This window comes from Citrobacter rodentium NBRC 105723 = DSM 16636 (assembly GCF_021278985.1).
In the GTDB taxonomy this organism is placed as follows: Bacteria; Pseudomonadota; Gammaproteobacteria; order Enterobacterales; family Enterobacteriaceae; genus Citrobacter_A; species Citrobacter_A rodentium.
This window is the reverse complement of the sequence record NZ_CP082833.1, coordinates 2,070,059-2,087,738: the sequence shown is the minus strand read 5'-3', so window position 1 is coordinate 2,087,738 and position 17,680 is coordinate 2,070,059. Positions and strand designations below refer to the sequence as shown.

The window sequence follows — 17,680 nt, the reverse complement described above, 5'->3', positions numbered from 1 at the left end:
TTAACTTTATTCGTCGCCGTTAAGCCCGGCGCGATTGAGCAGGAACTGTGACAGCAGCGCCACCGGCCGCCCGGTTGCGCCTTTGGCTTTTCCGGAGCGCCAGGCCGTACCGGCGATGTCCAGGTGCGCCCAGTTGTATTTACGGGTAAAGCGCGACAGGAAACAGCCTGCGGTAATCGCCCCGCCTGGACGTCCGCCAATGTTCGCCATATCGGCAAAATTGGACTCCAGTTGCTCCTGGAACTCATCGCCCAGCGGCAGACGCCACGCGCGATCTCCGGCCTGTTCAGACGCGCCGATAAGCTCATGCGCCAGCGGATTATGGTTCGACATCAGGCCGGTAATATGATGGCCCAGCGCAATGACGCAGGCGCCGGTCAGGGTCGCGACGTCAATAACCGCTTCCGGTTCGAAACGCTCCACGTAGGTCAGCACGTCGCAGAGCACCAGACGGCCTTCCGCGTCGGTGTTCAGCACTTCCACGGTCTGGCCGGACATGGTGGTCAGCACGTCGCCCGGACGGTAAGCGCGTCCGCCCGGCATGTTTTCACACCCTGCCAGTACGCCGATGACGTTCAGCGGCAGCTGCAGTTCCGCGACCATGCGCATCACCCCGTAGACCGCCGCCGCGCCGCACATGTCGTACTTCATTTCGTCCATGCCTTCGGCTGGCTTGATGGAGATGCCGCCAGAGTCAAAGGTTAAGCCTTTGCCAACCAGCACGATGGGGCGAGCGTCTTCATCCGGGTTGCCTTTGTACTCGATGACCGACATCAGCGATTCGTTTTGCGAACCGTGGCCCACCGCGAGATAGGAACACATCCCCAGCTCGCGCATCTGCTGTTCGCCAATCACCCGGGTAATCACGTTTTTACTGTAGCTGTCGGCCAACTGGCGCGCCTGTGAAGCGAGGTAGGCGGCGTTACAGATGTTTGGCGGCATGTTGCCCAGATCTTTCGCCGCTTTGATTCCGGCGGCAATCGCCAGACCGTGCTGGATGGCGCGTTCGCCGCTGGTCAGTTCGCGGCGGGTCGGCACGTTGAAGACCATTTTACGCAGCGGGCGACGCGGCTCGCTTTTGGTGGTCTTCAGCTGATCGAAGCTGTAAAGGGTTTCTTTCGCCGTTTCCACGGCCTGGCGCACTTTCCAGTAGTTATTGCGGCCTTTAACGTGCAGTTCGGTCAGAAAGCAGACGGCTTCCATCGAGCCGGTATCATTAAGAGTATTTATCGTTTTCTGAATAACCTGCTTATACTGACGTTCATCCAGCTCGCGCTCTTTGCCGCAGCCAATAAGGAGAATACGCTCGGAGAGAACGTTGGGAACATGGTGCAGCAATAAGGTTTGTCCCGGTTTTCCTTCCAGTTCGCCACGGCGCAGCAGGGCACTGATGTACCCGTCGCTGATTTTATCGAGCTGTTCTGCAATCGGAGAAAGGCGGCGTGGTTCAAAGACGCCCACGACGATGCAGGCACTCCGCTGTTTCTCCGGGCTACCGCTTTTTACACTAAACTCCATGCACTACGCTCCTGAATCTTAAAGACAACGGCGGCACCTGCGGTTAGAATTGCAAGCTTTCGTAACTCATGTCCGCTGTTGCGGTGACTTCGTGTTAATCTTAACGTTATTACGGCATTGGCACGTCAGAACGCGTTCTGAGCGGCGAATCCGCTGAGTATAATAATTTTAGCGACGATTTCGACGACTCAAGAGAATAAATGACGTTTAAGCCATGAAACAAGCTAAATTCCTGCAAAAGACGAGTTTTTACGGGCGTATTTAAAGTGATAATCATAAGATATCTGGTGCGGGAGACGCTCAAGAGCCAACTGGCGATCCTCTTTATCCTGCTTCTGATCTTTTTCTGTCAGAAGCTGGTGAGGATCCTCGGCGCGGCGGTTGACGGTGATATTCCGGCAAATCTGGTGCTCTCGCTTCTGGGGCTTGGCGTACCTGAAATGGCGCAGCTCATCCTGCCGCTCAGCCTGTTCCTGGGGCTTTTGATGACGCTGGGCAAACTGTATACCGAAAGTGAAATTACGGTGATGCACGCCTGCGGTCTGAGCAAGGCGGTGCTGATTAAAGCCGCCATGATACTGGCGCTGTTCACCGGGATTATCGCGGCGGTCAACGTCATGTGGGCAGGTCCGTGGTCTTCTAAACATCAGGATGAAGTGCTGGCGGAAGCCAAGGCCAACCCCGGCATGGCGGCGCTGGCGCAGGGGCAGTTTCAGCAGGCGTCCAACGGCAGCTCGGTGCTGTTTATTGAAAGCGTTGACGGCAGCGACTTTAAAGATGTCTTCCTTGCGCAGATCCGCCCGAAAGGCAACGCTCGTCCTTCCGTGGTGGTGGCTGATTCCGGGCATTTAACCCAACTGCGCGACGGTTCGCAGGTGGTCACGCTGAACAAAGGCACCCGTTTTGAAGGAACCGCGCTGCTGCGCGATTTTCGCATTACCGACTTCCAGAACTATCAGGCGATTATCGGCCACCAGGCGGTGGCGCTGGATCCGAATGATACCGATCAGATGGATATGCGCACGCTGTGGACCACCGATACCGATCGCGCCCGCGCGGAGCTTCACTGGCGTATTACGTTGATCTTCACCGTATTTATGATGGCGCTGATGGTGGTGCCGCTGAGCGTGGTCAACCCGCGTCAGGGGCGTGTTCTGTCGATGCTGCCCGCGATGCTGCTCTATCTGATGTTCTTCCTGATCCAGACCTCGCTAAAATCTAACGGCGGCAAAGGCAAGCTGGATCCGGTGATCTGGATGTGGCTGGTCAACCTGCTGTACCTGGCGTTAGCGATTGGCCTGAACCTGTGGGATACAGTGCCGGTGCGCCGACTGCGCGCCCGTTTTTCACGTAAAGGAGCGGTGTGATGCAGCCATTTGGTGTACTTGACCGCTATATCGGTAAAACGATTTTTACCACCATCATGATGACGCTGTTCATGCTGGTGTCGCTCTCCGGCATTATCAAGTTCGTCGATCAGCTTAAAAAAGCCGGGCAGGGGAACTACGACGCGCTCGGCGCCGGGATGTATACCCTGCTCAGCGTGCCGAAAGACGTGCAGATTTTCTTCCCGATGGCGGCGCTGCTTGGCGCGCTGCTGGGGCTCGGGATGCTGGCCCAGCGCAGTGAACTGGTGGTGATGCAGGCATCCGGCTTTACCCGGATGCAGGTGGCGCTTTCGGTGATGAAAACCGCGATCCCGCTGGTGCTGTTGACGATGGCTATCGGCGAGTGGGTTGCGCCGCAGGGTGAACAAATGGCGCGCAACTATCGCGCGCAGGCGATGTACGGCGGTTCGCTGCTCTCCACCCAGCAGGGGCTATGGGCGAAAGATGGCAACAGCTTTGTTTACATCGAACGGGTAAAAGGCGACGAAGAGTTAGGCGGCATCAGTATTTACGCCTTTAACGATCAGCGTCGTCTGCAGTCTGTACGCTATGCGGCTTCCGCGAAATTCGACCCGGAGCAGAAGGTCTGGCGTTTATCGCAGGTGGATGAGTCCAGCCTTCAGGATCCGAAGCAGATCACCGGTTCCCAGACGGTCAGCGGCACCTGGAAAACTAACCTCACGCCGGACAAACTGGGCGTGGTGGCGCTGGATCCGGATGCGCTTTCCATCAGCGGCCTGCATAACTACGTTAAGTACCTGAAGTCGAGCGGCCAGGACGCCGGACGTTATCAGCTCAATATGTGGAGCAAAATCTTCCAGCCGCTGTCGGTGGCGGTGATGATGCTGATGGCGCTGTCATTTATCTTCGGCCCATTGCGTAGCGTGCCAATGGGCGTGCGGGTGGTGACCGGCATCAGCTTTGGCTTCGTTTTCTACGTGCTGGATCAGATCTTCGGCCCGCTGACGCTGGTGTATGGCATTCCGCCGGTTATCGGCGCGCTGCTGCCGAGCGCCTCGTTCTTTTTCATCAGCCTGTGGCTGATGATGCGTAAATCGTAATACTGGCTTTAACCTTGTTGTTGCCCGGCTTACCGTACCTCCGGTTGAGAGGTATCGGTAGGCCGGATAAGGCGTTTACGCCGCCATCCGGCAAAATACCGCCTCCCTTTTGTTAACGCTTTCTGCCGCCCAGTAGACTACCTAACATTCCGCGAATAATTTGATTGGTGACCTGCCGCGCCGCGCTTTTCGCCACGCTCTGTACCACGCCGTCGCGCTTGCCGCCGCGTGGCCCGGTCGTGCCAAACAGGATATCCTTCAGCCCGCCAAGTATGCCGTCGTCAACCGCCGTCTCTTTGCCTTTCGCTGCTGGCGCGTTTTGTTGTTCCGTTGTCGCCTGAACGCTTTTTTGCAGTATTTCGAATGCCGACTCGCGGTCCAGATTCTCTTCATACTTGCCGTATACCGGAGAGTGGTTGATTAACCCGTTGCGTTCGTCGTCCGTTACCGGCCCCATGCGCGAGCAGGGTGCAATCACCATTGCCCGTTCCACCACCGACGGGCTGCCTTTGGCATCCAGAAAAGAGATTAACGCTTCGCCGGTGCCCAGTTCCTGAATCGCTTTCTCCGTGTCGAACGCCGGATTAGCGCGCATGGTTTGCGCAGCGGTTTTCACCGCTTTTTGATCTTTCGGGGTAAAGGCGCGCAGGGCGTGCTGGACGCGGTTGCCCAGCTGTCCCAGCACGTTGTCCGGGATATCCGCCGGGTTTTGCGACACGAACCAGACGCCGACGCCTTTCGAGCGGATAAGACGGATTACCTGTTCGATTTTATCCAGCAGCACCTGCGGCGCGTCGTTGAACAGCAGGTGCGCCTCGTCGAAGAAGAAGACCAGCTTCGGTTTTTCCAGGTCGCCCGCTTCCGGCAACTGCTCATAAAGCTCAGAGAGCATCCACAGCAGGCTGGCGGCGTAGAGTTTCGGCATCTGGTAGAGCTTCTCAGCGCTGAGGATATTAATTATCCCTTTGCCGCTGGCGTCGGTGCGCATCCAGTCGTGAATGTCGAGCATCGGTTCGCCAAAGAAGTGCGTGGCGCCCTGTTGTTCAAGAGTGAGCAATCCGCGCTGGATTGCCCCGACCGAGGCGCTGCTGATGTTGCCGTACTGATTCTGGAAGGATTTGGCGTTATCGCCGATATACTGCGTGATTGCCCGCAGGTCTTTAAAGTCGAGCAGCAGCAGTCCTTGATCGTCGGCGATGCGGAAGATGATATTGAGGACGCCGGACTGCACTTCGTTCAGGCTCAGCAGGCGCGCCAGCAGCAGCGGGCCGAGGTCAGAGACCGTGGCGCGCACCGGATGCCCCTTTTCACCGAAGATATCCCACAGCACCACCGGGTTATTATGCGGCTGCCAGTCGGTCACGCCGATATTCTGCAGCCGGGCGAGCAGTTTCTCTGAGGCCTGCCCCTCCTGCGCAACGCCGGTTAAATCGCCTTTCACATCCGCCATAAACACCGGAACGCCGATCTCCGACAGAGACTCGGCCAGCTTTTGCAGGGTAACGGTTTTGCCGGTTCCCGTCGCGCCGGTGATTAACCCATGACGATTCGCCATGCCTGGCAGTAAAAACAGTTCAGTATCCGGCGTGCGGGCAATTAGCAAGGGTGCGCTCATGAGATTTCCTCCGTTTATCCTGCGTCGAGTATAGGCAACCGTGACGCACTCTTCACCGCTTTATTCAGCAGTTTGCGAGAAGGATTCCAAAGTGAAATTAAGTACCGGGCAGCGAGCGCCGCCCGGCAAGGCTAATCAGAAATCGGCCTTCAGCACCACGCGGTAGCGGGCTTTACCGTCGCGCACGTGCCGGATAGCCTCGTTGATCTGCGACATCGGGAACATTTCAGTCGTCGGCGAGACTTTGCTGCGTCCGGCAAATTTCATCAGTTTACGCAGTTCAAACGGCGTACCGGTTGCCGAACCAGAGATACTGCGGTCGCCTGTGATCAGAGTAAAGGCAGGGACCGGCAGCGGTTTCAGCACCGCGCCGACGGTATGGAAATTACCGCCGTAAGCCAGCGCTTCGAAGTAGGGCTGCCAGTCGAGATCGACATTGACGGTGTTGATGATAAGGTCGAACTCACCCGCCAGCGCTTTTAATGCCTCAGGATCGCGGCTGTTCACCATTTTATCTGCGCCCATCGCCAGCACTTCTTGCTCTTTCGCCGGATTAGAGCTGAACGCAGTCACTTCGCAGCCCATTGCATGCAGCAGCTTGATGGCGATATGCCCAAGCCCGCCAATCCCTATTACGCCGACGCGACTGGTGGCGGTAATATGGTGCATCAATAGCGGTTTAAACACCGTGATGCCGCCGCACAGCAGCGGCCCGGCAGATTCAATATCGATACTTTCGGGCAGCGGGATCACCCACTGCCAGTCGGCGCGCAGCTTCTCGGCAAAGCCGCCGCGGTTGAGGATAGTGGGGACAGCGCCTTCCAGGCAATTGATCTGATTGCCGCTGATGCAGGCATCACAATACCCGCAGCTGCGCGCCGTCCAGCCAATGCCGACGCGCTGACCCACCTTCAGCCCTTTGTCCTGCGCCGCGCTGCCGAGTGCCGCCACGCGGCCAATCACCTCATGACCGGCAACCAGCGGATAGCTGGACATGCCCCATTCGTTATCGATCATTGACAGATCAGAGTGGCAGATACCGCAATAATTAACCTCAACTTCGACATCTTCCGGCTTAAGTTCACCGGCATCATATTCAAAAAGCTCAAGTTCGCTGCCCGCTTCTTTTGCGGCATAGCTTTTTATCATCGACATTGTGTTTTCCCTTAGCGTGCTGTTGAACTGGAAGTGTAGAGCATGGAAAAAGGCATCGCTTCACAGAAGCAGGGGATAAAAGGTGAGAGACAGAAAAGCATGCTGTTTTTTTCGACACTTAGCGAACAAGGCATATGCTACTGCTTGCATGGTTGCGCGCTACAGGTATAATCCACAACGTTTTCCGCATACCTCTTCAGTGCCGAAGTGGCGAAATCGGTAGACGCAGTTGATTCAAAATCAACCGTAGAAATACGTGCCGGTTCGAGTCCGGCCTTCGGCACCAAAAACGATGATGGTAATCGGAAAATCTACAACAATCAGTACGTTGTACAATGAAGCGGGACGTTGACGGCAACTACAAAATGGCCGCATCTCCGGCTTTTTTTGTTTATAAAGCCTCGGGCCGGATCTTTTCACTCACTCCCTGTTTTGTCAATCTCTCTCCACGCAACTTCTGAGCATTTCGACATTGTGTTCAATATAGCTAAGCGTCACCTTAATATCGCGGTGGCCGAGTAGTTTCTGCGTGACATACAGATTTTGCTCCGGTTTCTGCATTATTCTGTGGCAACGGTATGACGGTAGCGATGTGATGAAAAACGGCTGTGGCAGGCATCGCTGAGTTTGGCAAAGAAATAACTGACCTGATTTTCCGTCATTGGTTTACCCTGGCGCAGCGTCCGCCGACTGAAACGATTGATGTTGAACAACTGATCGTCAGTCCGCATTCCCCTTGTTTTCGCTTCTTCAAGCAGATGTTCCAGCCAGGGCCGCAGCCGGGAGGCGATGGGAACGATATGTTCATCATGGCTTTTGCTGCCTTCGCTCTGAATAAACAGCGTGTCATGGACCAGATCGATATCCCTGACCCGCAGGTGAATAAGCTGATTCAGCCGGATAGCGGTGTAATTGAAAGTTTCAACCACGGTCAGCCAAAACCATGCCGGATATAAAGGCGAACGATAGCCACGCTGCATTTTCTCCCGTTCGATATATTGGTTTAGCACTTTACGGGATGCGAGGATTTGTTCGCGGGTCAGGGTTTTCTTTTTCTTACGAGATTCCCGCAGCGATGTTTTCTGAAATGGATTGATAAACTGCTCCAGCAGCCCTTGTTCAATCGCGAAGTTGTACAAGGCCCGCATATGGCGCATATAGTGGTTCCAGCTCACCGGCTTGATACAGCGCACATTTAACAGGTAATGACGCCACTCCAACACCATATGCGACGTCACTTCGGCGGGTAGGACGTCGCGCCAGTGGGTAAACTGATTTACCGCCGTGCGATAGCAACTCTGGGTATCAGGGCGCAGCAGACGGGCAAAAAAATACTCTTCCAAGAGCTCTTCAAAAGTCATGGGAGTCTTCTCCTTCACTGAGCAAGAGATCAGGGTTATTAAAGGGAACGTCATCTCCAAAAAGCGGCGTGGGATCGTCAAGCAGATATCCCTTCAGACGTGAACAACGGCGTGGGCCGACAACGGCGCAGTGCCAGATGTTGAGACCGTTTTTTTGTTTTCGGTGAAGATTCAGGTTCTGGAACTTCTTCTGTACCTCCCGCCAGTATTCTTCAGGGACATTCTGACCGCAGGCGCTAAGCCAGAGTTTGAAAATACCGGGCGTCACTAGAAACACCGACCCAGCGACGGTATGGATTCGGGCGTTAGGTTCATTGACTTCCAGATGTTGAGCCTGAACATTACGAACCAGCCACTGCCAGAAGGCTTTGCCTGAAAGTGGGGTATCGTCCTGTTCGGGTAGGGGGGATGGTTGTTCCACAGTGATATCCGTTGCAATCACTGTTTCTGTCGCATTCTGGACTTCCGCTATCGGCGTAACGGTTCCACCGAAGGTTGCGGGTCGCTGTTGTGGTTCTTCCCAAATTAGCAAAGGGGAAAAGTGTAGCAGCGTGAGTTCACTGCTCCAGCCGCCGCTGGCCTCAATCCGGCAATGCCAGATGGCTTTATCCTCACAGGGAATGAGCAACTGGTGTGCCTGTATCTCATCGAACAGCCGCACGTTATGCTGCGGTACGGCGTCAATACCTTGGCGCAGCAACCAGCCACGCACGGCATCGGCAGCGTTCTTGCTGACCAGCCACAGCGCCTCTTCCGTCAGCCAGCCGTCAGAACCGCCATTCGGGTTGTTGAGTCGGAACTCATGCGCCAGCAAGTTGCGTAGGGCGGCGATGATTTGCTGCGGTAGCGAGGTTTGTGGGCGGTGGATAGCCTTGACCGGATCGCCGCCGAGATTAAACGCCACCGACGCCCGGTCGGCTTTCTGCACCAGTTCACCCGCCAGCCCGGCATACTGATACTGTCCGTTCAGACAGTGCAGCAGAGTGGATAATGCAGCGGCATCGGCGGCGAGCCAGTCAAGGCCTTCCGGTGGGAGTAGTTGGGTGAGCAGAAGAGCTGCCGCAGCCGGATGGCGCAGATAATCACGTTGCGGCAGATAGCGAAACCTATAAGGCTGGGTTAGAGGGCCATGCCAAGGAAACCAGCGTTGACCACTAATATCTTCCACTTCGATGTCGGTGATGAGTTTGCCCAGATCGTGCAGCAACGCGGCGTAGATGATAACGGTGGTCCAGCGTTCGGACTGCGCCGCCTGATCTTCTGGCGCTGCATTAGGCGGGAAAAGATAACTCTGCCGCAGCCGTGCGGCATAGCAGGCGGCTTCGAGACTGTGATCGAGCAGGCCACCTGCGTGGGAATGGTGGTGGTTTTCCGAGGCTGGGAACAACTGCGCCAGTTCTGCGAAGCGGTGGATTGGTATCAGCCAGAAGCGTTCAAATAGTGAGGCGGGAAGCGCGGTGCTTTGGCGAATAAACTGGACCAGCTGTTGACGGGGAGTTTCAGCCAGTAGTGTTTGCGCGGATTCAGGATGCAGCCATCCCTCCGTGGTGCTCGGTTTGCCGTCGGATGGTATGGTCTTTGTTTTTTTGCGCGTCAGCCATATCCGCATAATGGCCCTTTATTCCCAATGGATTTTGAGGTGCAGGAAGGCGGCGACGCAGTGAATCCCCAGGAGCTTACATAAGTAAGTGACTGGGGTGAGCGAGGAAAGCCAACGCACCTGCAACTCGAAAGACGAAGGGAAGACCCTTTTTCGGGTAAGCCCGTTCCCCCTTCACTCTCTTCCCCTTAACCCTTTGGATTTTGCCTTTTGGTGCCGTCAGATTCGGGGGGAAATTGTTTATTGGGTTGCGCAAATTTATTGGAGTGGAGAAAAACGGCAGAGCAGGATGCTCCGCCGTTGATATCAAGGTCATGCGCTCAGCGCTAACGGCTGCTGCGCCCGTTCAGGCAGGTACTCGCAGGCATTACGCGCTAATCCGCTGGCGCGGAAAATCGCTTTTTTGTCCTGCTGCAACACCTTCAGCCATGATGCGATGTAGCTGTCATGCTGTAGCTTCGCCTGAATGCCGACATGGGTGCAGAGAAATGCAGATCCCATTTCGGCGACGAGTTCCTCAAAACTGTACGCCGGATCGCCAAAGGTATGGTTTCCGGCGGTAATACCGTCCCGACTCAGCCGAGAAGCGTGTCCGGTCGCGTGCGTCAGTTCATGCAGTAGTGTGCCGTAGTAATCCTCACGCGAAGCGAACTGCTCAGGATGCGGCATGATGATGCAGTCGCGTCCTGGTGAGTAATACGCCCGGTTCTGACGTCGGTGAGTGATCACTACCGCGCTTTGACGGGCAACCTGCTCGGCAGCAGCGATGGGATCATCGACCATCACGACAGGCTGTAAAAACTCTTCCGGCAGTCCTTCACATTGCTGAATATTGAACAGCCGGAACTCGCGTACCACGGCATAAGACGTCACTTTAGGATTGCCGTCAGCATCAAGAACTGTGTTCCCGTTGCTGTCCACTACCTCGCGCTGCTGGGGCAGATAGAACACGGCCAGTGTAGATTTTTCGCCTTTGCGGATGTTACCACCCGCATTGCGAATTTGTGTGAAGGTCAGCCAGCGATCGCTTTCATATCCCTGTCGTTCTGCGCTGTTCCAGAGCAGAGGGATATTGATGCCGTGATAAAACCGCCCGGACAGGGCATTCATCGGCACCACCGGTTCCCCTTCCCGCCACGGGCGGACCCAAGGGATCACGCCTTTCTCCAGCGCGGCGATGATTTCATCGGTGACTTTCTGGTAAAGATCGTTGCTTCTGTTCATAAGCGTAACCTCATGATAAAGAAGCCGGGTACAGCGCTCCCGGTCGGGAGTCGCCCGGCACGGGGAGTGAAGGATGCTGAGGCAATCAGCAGGTATGAAGGGCAGTAACCAACAGGTGATTATCTTCAAGCGTTAAGCGCAGCGGCGTCATCAGCGGTACATTGCTGCTGCCGTCAGAGGGCAAACAGTACAGACCGAAATTAATGCTCTTACGGTCCGGGCCTGCGCTTTTGAATGTCAGCATGGTGGCGACAATCAGGTTTTCGAGACGGTAGTCTTCCTGAGAGGGATCGGATGGAAAACTGACTACCTTTTCCCAGGCCTCAGATGAGATAGACAATGATAAGGAAGTTGCTTCAGTGATGGATGAAGTTGGCATAGTATTTCTCCAGTGATGAAAGCAGAGAAACACCGCCCGGCAGGGAGGGATTCCCTGCATGGTGGGGTAGAGGATGTATCAGGCGCTAAGCGCTGTCCGCGAGGATGATACGGAGCGGACGAAAAGGCGAGCCTCACCGGGAAGGTGGCAACCTGATGGTTCTGGTTGCTGAAAACAACATTAAGGCTACCTTTATATTTTAAATAGTCACGAAGCAAAATAATAAATTAGTGTGATTATAGGAGTGTTATATTTTTTATTGGTAAATAATAGCATCTTGGAATTTTCTATTAATTGTAATAATAGGTGTTTGTAGTATTGAATTTAACTTTTCACTTTTATTTTAACCATTGGCATCTTAATATTAAGATACTAAAATAAATGGAACTGAAACACATTGTATTATAGTTACAGTATTCCGCAAAATTAATTGATGAAACTGCTAATTATTGAAATAAAGTCATGATGGTGTAATTTTCAACAAAATGGTTCAATAACATCCGATTAACTGGATTTATTGATATTTTCATGTTTTTAACGCACAATATTGCTCATTTATCATGAACGATGCCTTACTTCAATAAGTTCAATATTTTCAAGGGGTTGCTACATGGCAACGAAAAATGACTTCTTCCGAACGGTCAAATTGTCAGAATTACTAATTACAACCAAAGGCAGAAAACCGGCTAATGTTGGGGATAGATCATCAGTTAGAGAAATACCATATATCGATATCAAAGCCTTTGAAAACAATGAGATAACTAGTTATTGTTCACCTGAGAACGCTGTGCTGTGCAACGAAACTGATGTGTTGATGGTATGGGATGGTTCCCGTAGTGGATTGGTTGGAATGGGGATCTATGGCGCTTTAGGGTCTACGCTCGTAGCTATTTCTATACCATTCATTCTACCTCAGTATATTTATTATTTTCTTCTTTCCAAATTCGATGAGTTGAATAATAATACAAGGGGCATGGGTATTCCTCATATTGATCCTGTATATTTAGGAGAGATTGATTTTCCAATTACATCTGTTTCTAATCAGGAAATTTTATATAGTAAAATTGATCAACTATATAACCTGATTGATGATGGTTTTACTAAGACAGAAAAGGCACTTGCCCAGATATCTATATTATGGTCATTAAGAATCACGGAAGCATTATCTGGAAAGTTAACGAAAAATTGGCGAGATAGTAACAGCCAGGGTAAACCACTTCCAGTAGATATAATTTCTATAAATAACCAATTAGAAGAAACTCTTCCTGTTCTTCCAAGTGATTGGCGATATGTAAAACTATCAAGTGTCATCGAAAGTATTAGCTATGGAACCTCAAAAAAATGTACTTATGAACCACAGGAAACTGGAGTTATAAGAATTCCTAATATTGTTAATGGTGAGATCTGTGATAATGATTTAAAGTTCGCTAATTTCACGGAAAAAGAAAAGGATAAATATTCCTTAAAAGAAGATGACATTCTAATTATAAGATCGAACGGAAGTCTTAATTTAGTTGGTGCTTGCGCTCGAGTAAAAAGTAAAGATACTGGTTACCTTTTTGCTGGCTATTTGCTGAGGCTGCGTATAAATTTAGAACTTGTTAACCCTTCATATTTAAAATACGCTCTTGAATCACCTTTATTAAGAAAGCAAATTGAACGTATAGCAAAATCAAGCAGCGGTGTTAATAACATAAATGCTGAAGAGATTCGTTCTTTAATAATTCCAATTTGTTCTATAGAAGAACAATTGGTTATTGTAAACGAACTTGAAAATATAAAGTATAACCTTGAGGCACAACAGGTTCAATTGCGTAATCTGTTAGAAAAGAGTGAGTTAACAAAAAAAGAAATAGTTAAAGATGCATTTTCTATTGGATTTAAAGAGATGGAGGTAGTAGGTGATGAGCTTGAGGATTACATTACTGATATCAAATTAAAAAAAGAAAAGATGCTTGTTGCAAAAAAGAAAAACAGGTCCAAGAAACCAAGGGCGGGAAAGATGAATAATGACCGTAGTCTTCTTGATATATTGAAGGATGCAGGGAAAACGCTCACTGTGAAAGAGTTGTTTGCTAATTCTAAATACAACAATGAAATATCATCTGAAACTGTAGAGGCATTTTATCTTGAGTTGAAAGAATTGAGCAATAATAAAGATATTGCCATTGAAGAAATTAGAGATGGTAATACGAAAATTGAAGATGTAATAACATTTAGAGGTTGATTACATGAAGCTAGATAATCTATGGATTAGTGAATTTAAAAACCTAAAAAATATTAACATAGACTTTGATGAAGGCGAGTTGGTTACAGTTATCATAGGGTGGAATGGAGCTGGTAAATCTAATGTAATTGAGGCGTTAGTAATTATATTTAGAGATCTGGATCTTCATAAAAACCCAATGTTTTCTTATAAGTTAGCTTATATATGCAGAGGGAATAAAATCTTTATCGAAGCTCATCACGATAAAAAAGAAAGATATAACATCAGAGTTCACCCAGTGGGACGCCCTGAAGATATGAGAAATGTTAACAATAAAGATTTTTTTAACGATCAAAATAGAACCTATTTGCCTACAAATGTATTCGGTTATTATTCTGGTCCTAGTGACAGGTTAGCAAGCCATTTTTATGAGCATCAACGTAAATTTAGAGAACAACTGATTTATCCAGAAAAGTACAATCTAAACGAAAAGACTTTACCGTTGCGTCCTCTATTTTATGCACAAAAAGTTCATAGCAATTTTGTTCTATTGGCTTTTTTCTTAAGCGAAGATCAAAAAATAAAGAAATTTCTTAAAGAAAAGCTATTTATAGATGGACTTGAATCAGTGATGTTCGTAATCAGTAAACCTGATTGGAAAAGTAAAAATGGTGATTCAAGATTTTGGAATGCAAAAGGAGTGGTTCAGCCCTTCTTGGATAGATTATTTGAAGCATCTTTGGCACCAATGGATATAAAATTTACGCTTCCACATCCTTTAAAAAAGAATGGCGAAACCATTGATGCGTTATTTCTCTTTCTAAAAGATCTTGAGGCGTTAAAAAAAGTAGGTAACCATACATCAGATAAAGATTTTTTTAAACTTTTAGAAAGTATATATTTTTCAAGCCTAATTCATGAAGTTCAAATCAGAGTAAGAGTTAACAATAAAAATGGCACAAATGAGTTGCTAACATTTAGAGAGTTAAGTGAAGGAGAACAGCAACTTATAACCGTATTAGGATTACTCAGGTTCACTAGAGATGACGAATCTCTTTTCTTACTAGATGAGCCAGATACTCATTTAAACCCGGCTTGGAGTATGGAATATATAAATTATCTTGAAGATGTTGCTGGCTTTAATCTATGTGCAAATGCTAATGTGGAGAAAGGCGCCAAAGAGACAAAAGTAGAAAATAGCCATATTGTTTTGGCGACACATGATCCTGTAGTAATATCAACATTGAAAAAAGAACAAATCCAGATCATGAAGCGAGACGACAATACACTCGAAGTTTTTGCCCATTCCCCTCTGTATGGTCCAAAAGGTATGGGTTTTTCAGGAGTGCTAACAAGTGACATGTTTGGCCTTCGTTCTGATTTGGATCCAAAAACATTAGATATTTTGGATGAGCATGCTGTTTTACTAGCTAAAGAAAATAGGACTGATGATGAAGAAATAAGATTTAGTCAATTGCAGAATGAGTTAGACATGCTTGGTTTCTTGGAGGCATATTCAGATCCATATTTTTCCGAATTCGTGAAGGCTTGGACAAGGCATGATAATATTGATAAATTTAAATGTACTATTATTACAGATCAGGAGAGAGATGAACTGTCTAAAATGAGTGATGAGATTCTTTCTGAATTGAAACGTGAGGAAGGTAAATAATCATGCATTTTATAGATAAAAGTGATGTCGAAATTAGATTGCCAGATAATTGGCAAGAGAAGGTTGAATCTGCTTGGAACTACGTTAATGATAAAGTTACGGAAGTAGAAAATGCTTTAAGGACTAAAGCTATAGAAGAGGGGTGGAGTAATGAAAAATTAGAGCATGAACTAGTTTTAGGTATTACTAAGGCTAGAAAAACAGCTATAAATAATAAAAGTGATATATGGGGAGGGGCAGCTCATATTCTTTCAGAAATTTCTTTTGGAAAGTGCTGGTACTGCGAGACGAGTGAGTTACGATCCGATAATCCTGTCGATCATTTCAGACCGAAAGGGAAAGTTGCTGAATGTCCTGATCATCCAGGATATTGGTGGCTCGCTTTCGAGTGGTCTAATTTTAGATACTCATGCACGTACTGTAATTCTAGAAGAGTTGACGTTGAAACAGCGGGTGGCAAACAGGACCATTTTCCGTTGTTACCTCCTGAGAGATGGAATAAATGTAAGGATGATTTCTATCTAGAAAATCCTGTTTTACTTGATCCAACTGATGTAGATGATGTTAATTTATTAACTTTTAATATAAATGGAGAAGCATGCCCTAACGTTGAAGATAAAGATTCCTTTCAATATCAAAGAGTAAAAACTAGTGTTGACATTTATCATTTAAATCATATGCCTACAAAAAGGGCGAGAAAAACGATTCGGCAAAATGTAAGATCACTTGTTACGAATATAAATAACCTTATTACTCAAAACTTAGAAGAAAATAGAGATACTATCAAGGATCTGAAAACGCAGCTTCATAAGATGATCAGAGTATCGTGCCCCTCGACTTCCTTCAATTCAGCAGCTAGAATCTACCTTAGAGAATTTTATAACACTCATGTTTGGGTGAAAGATATGCTTGATAGGGGCGGTTAATGTCAAATTTTAGTGTCACAGATATAGTTAACCGAGTATGGGGGTATGCGAACATTCTTCGTGATGATGGTATAAGTAATGGCGATTATGTTGAACAACTTACATTTCTTATATTTTTGAAGATGAACGCTGAGCGAGTAAGCTTGGGAAAATTAAAAGGTAATATTGTTTCTGATGCTTGGGATGAACTTCTTAAACTTTCAGGTGAGTCACTGCTAACGAAATACTCAAAAATAATCAGTCAACTTGGGGAGAGTGAAGGGTTATTAGAAACCATATTCTATGGTGCACAAAATAAAATACAGGATGCAGGCAAGTTAAAAAAATTAATATTAATGATTAATGAAGAGGTTTGGTTAAGTTCTAATTTCGATGTTAAAGGTGCAATTTACGAAGGCATTTTGCAAAAAAGCGCTGACACCGAAAAAAAAGGGGCTGGGCAATACTTTACCCCTAGAGCGTTGATTGAAGCAATTGTTGAAGCTGTTGATCCTGAGCCTATGCAAACTATTGCAGATCCTGCATGTGGAACCGGTGGGTTTTTAACTGTAGCACATGACTATATCTTTAATAAAATCGATAAAAATGAGGTGGATAAACATTCTTTTTTAAGAAACAGCACTTTCAGTGGAAATGAAATCTCTAGTTCTGTTGCACGTTTATGTGCGATGAATCTTTACTTACATGAAATTGGCATCTATTCGAATCCAATTTCAGTTTCAGACGCACTCGAATCTAAACCATCTAAGAAAGTAGATATTGTTCTAGCAAACCCACCATTTGGTCGAAAAAGTACATTTACAATTAATATCGATAAATCAAAAATTGACAATAAATATATCCGAGATGACTTTTGGGTAGAGACAACTAATAAACAACTTAATTTTTTACAACATATTTGTAACATGCTTAAAAAAGATGGGAAAGCCGCTGTAGTTTTCCCTGATAATATTCTTTTTGACAGCGGAGCTGGAGAGAAAATAAGAAGAAAATTATTAGATGAATATAATCTACATACTGTTTTACGCCTTCCGACAGGAATTTTTTACGCCCAAGGTGTAAAAGCAAATGTATTATTCTTTGATAATTGTATTGATAAAAAAAGGCCAAGAACTGAAAAGGTTTGGTTCTATGACTTGAGAACAAGCATTCATAAAACGTTCAAACATAATAAATTAATACGAAGCGATTTTAATGAATTTATAGCACTTTATAAAAAAGAAAACATCGAGTCTAGAAAAAGTACGTGGAGTACAGATGTAACTAAATATAGCACTCCTAATGGTCGATGGAGGGCTTTTTCTTATGAAGAAATTCTTTTGCGTGACAAAGCTAATTTAGACATTCAATGGCTAAAGGAAGATGTTTTTAACCAGAGTGAAAATATTGAATCGTCTCCAGTGCTGGTTGATTCTATCATTGAGTTACTTTCGTCCGCATTGGATGACTTTAGAGAAGTTGAAGCGCTTCTGTCTAACAGTCAAAAAAGAAATGATGAGTAATAAATCCGAAATATGATAAAGTTAATAAGATAATTATATTTCACTATGTGAGCGAATGTGCTACCGATTTTAT

The 17,680-nt window shown here is 47.8% G+C and carries 13 protein-coding genes, 1 tRNA gene and 1 pseudogene; 8 read left to right on the top strand and 7 right to left on the bottom strand.

Features of this window, described 5'->3' with window-relative positions; all coding sequences use genetic code 11:
• Positions 1-6: 6 nt before the first annotated feature.
• Entirely contained in the window at positions 7-1,518 is a 1,512-nt protein-coding gene (pepA, locus tag K7R23_RS09865; RefSeq protein ID WP_012907410.1) for a leucyl aminopeptidase, read from the bottom strand.
• Between the two features lie 153 nt (positions 1,519-1,671).
• Here pepA and ytgA point away from each other — a divergent pair, with 153 nt between their 5' ends.
• From ytgA to lptG, 3 genes are all read left to right on the top strand, one after another.
• Positions 1,672-1,722: a protein YtgA gene (gene ytgA, locus K7R23_RS09860; RefSeq protein WP_211180521.1), complete on the top strand. Its 51-nt coding sequence runs from the start codon at positions 1,672-1,674 to the stop codon at positions 1,720-1,722.
• A 62-nt stretch (positions 1,723-1,784) separates the two neighbouring features.
• A complete protein-coding gene (lptF, locus tag K7R23_RS09855; protein WP_012907411.1) occupies positions 1,785-2,885 on the top strand; it encodes an LPS export ABC transporter permease LptF in 1,101 nt (366 codons plus the stop codon).
• Positions 2,885-3,967, top strand: coding sequence for an LPS export ABC transporter permease LptG (gene lptG / locus K7R23_RS09850; RefSeq protein WP_012907412.1), 1,083 nt, complete (start codon positions 2,885-2,887; stop codon positions 3,965-3,967). The genes lptF and lptG overlap by 1 nt, the downstream gene beginning before the upstream one ends.
• A gap of 112 nt (positions 3,968-4,079) precedes the next feature.
• On the opposite strand, the gene K7R23_RS09845 is transcribed toward lptG, so the two are convergent.
• Both K7R23_RS09845 and ahr read right to left on the bottom strand, forming a co-directional pair.
• Positions 4,080-5,582, bottom strand: coding sequence for a helicase HerA-like C-terminal domain-containing protein (locus tag K7R23_RS09845; protein WP_012907413.1), 1,503 nt, complete (start codon positions 5,580-5,582; stop codon positions 4,080-4,082).
• Between the two features lie 135 nt (positions 5,583-5,717).
• Entirely contained in the window at positions 5,718-6,737 is a 1,020-nt protein-coding gene (gene ahr, locus K7R23_RS09840) for an NADPH-dependent aldehyde reductase Ahr (protein WP_012907414.1), read from the bottom strand.
• Between the two features lie 201 nt (positions 6,738-6,938).
• Here ahr and K7R23_RS09835 point away from each other — a divergent pair.
• Positions 6,939-7,023 (top strand) — tRNA-Leu (locus tag K7R23_RS09835).
• 149 nt (positions 7,024-7,172) lie between these two features.
• Here K7R23_RS09835 and K7R23_RS09830 read toward each other — a convergent pair.
• The 4 genes and pseudogenes from K7R23_RS09830 to K7R23_RS09815 all read right to left on the bottom strand — a co-directional run bounded on the left by K7R23_RS09830 (position 7,173) and on the right by K7R23_RS09815 (position 11,301).
• Positions 7,173-8,098: pseudogene (locus K7R23_RS09830) on the bottom strand (tyrosine-type recombinase/integrase).
• Positions 8,088-9,707 carry a MobH family relaxase gene (mobH, locus tag K7R23_RS09825; RefSeq protein WP_012907415.1) on the bottom strand — a complete coding sequence of 540 codons (1,620 nt, stop codon included), beginning with the start codon at positions 9,705-9,707 and terminating at the stop codon, positions 8,088-8,090. Before mobH ends, K7R23_RS09830 begins: the two are co-directional and overlap by 11 nt.
• A gap of 303 nt (positions 9,708-10,010) precedes the next feature.
• Positions 10,011-10,922: an ArdC family protein gene (locus K7R23_RS09820; RefSeq protein WP_012907416.1), complete on the bottom strand. Its 912-nt coding sequence runs from the start codon at positions 10,920-10,922 to the stop codon at positions 10,011-10,013.
• Positions 10,923-11,007: 85 nt separating this feature from the next.
• The gene (locus K7R23_RS09815; protein ID WP_012907417.1) at positions 11,008-11,301 is read right to left on the bottom strand and encodes a hypothetical protein; all 294 of its coding nucleotides are present in this window, start codon (positions 11,299-11,301) and stop codon (positions 11,008-11,010) included.
• A 610-nt stretch (positions 11,302-11,911) separates the two neighbouring features.
• On the opposite strand from K7R23_RS09815, the gene K7R23_RS09810 reads away from it, so the two are divergent.
• The 4 genes from K7R23_RS09810 to K7R23_RS09795 are packed head-to-tail and all read left to right on the top strand — an operon-like array spanning position 11,912 to position 17,607.
• The gene (locus K7R23_RS09810) at positions 11,912-13,528 is read left to right on the top strand and encodes a restriction endonuclease subunit S (protein WP_012907418.1); all 1,617 of its coding nucleotides are present in this window, start codon (positions 11,912-11,914) and stop codon (positions 13,526-13,528) included.
• Between the two features lie 4 nt (positions 13,529-13,532).
• Positions 13,533-15,179 carry an AAA family ATPase gene (locus K7R23_RS09805; RefSeq protein ID WP_012907419.1) on the top strand — a complete coding sequence of 549 codons (1,647 nt, stop codon included), beginning with the start codon at positions 13,533-13,535 and terminating at the stop codon, positions 15,177-15,179.
• A 2-nt stretch (positions 15,180-15,181) separates the two neighbouring features.
• Positions 15,182-16,105 carry an HNH endonuclease family protein gene (locus K7R23_RS09800; protein WP_052420732.1) on the top strand — a complete coding sequence of 308 codons (924 nt, stop codon included), beginning with the start codon at positions 15,182-15,184 and terminating at the stop codon, positions 16,103-16,105.
• The gene (locus tag K7R23_RS09795) at positions 16,105-17,607 is read left to right on the top strand and encodes a class I SAM-dependent DNA methyltransferase (protein WP_012907420.1); all 1,503 of its coding nucleotides are present in this window, start codon (positions 16,105-16,107) and stop codon (positions 17,605-17,607) included. The genes K7R23_RS09800 and K7R23_RS09795 overlap by 1 nt, the downstream gene beginning before the upstream one ends.
• The last annotated feature ends 73 nt before the right edge of the window (positions 17,608-17,680 follow it).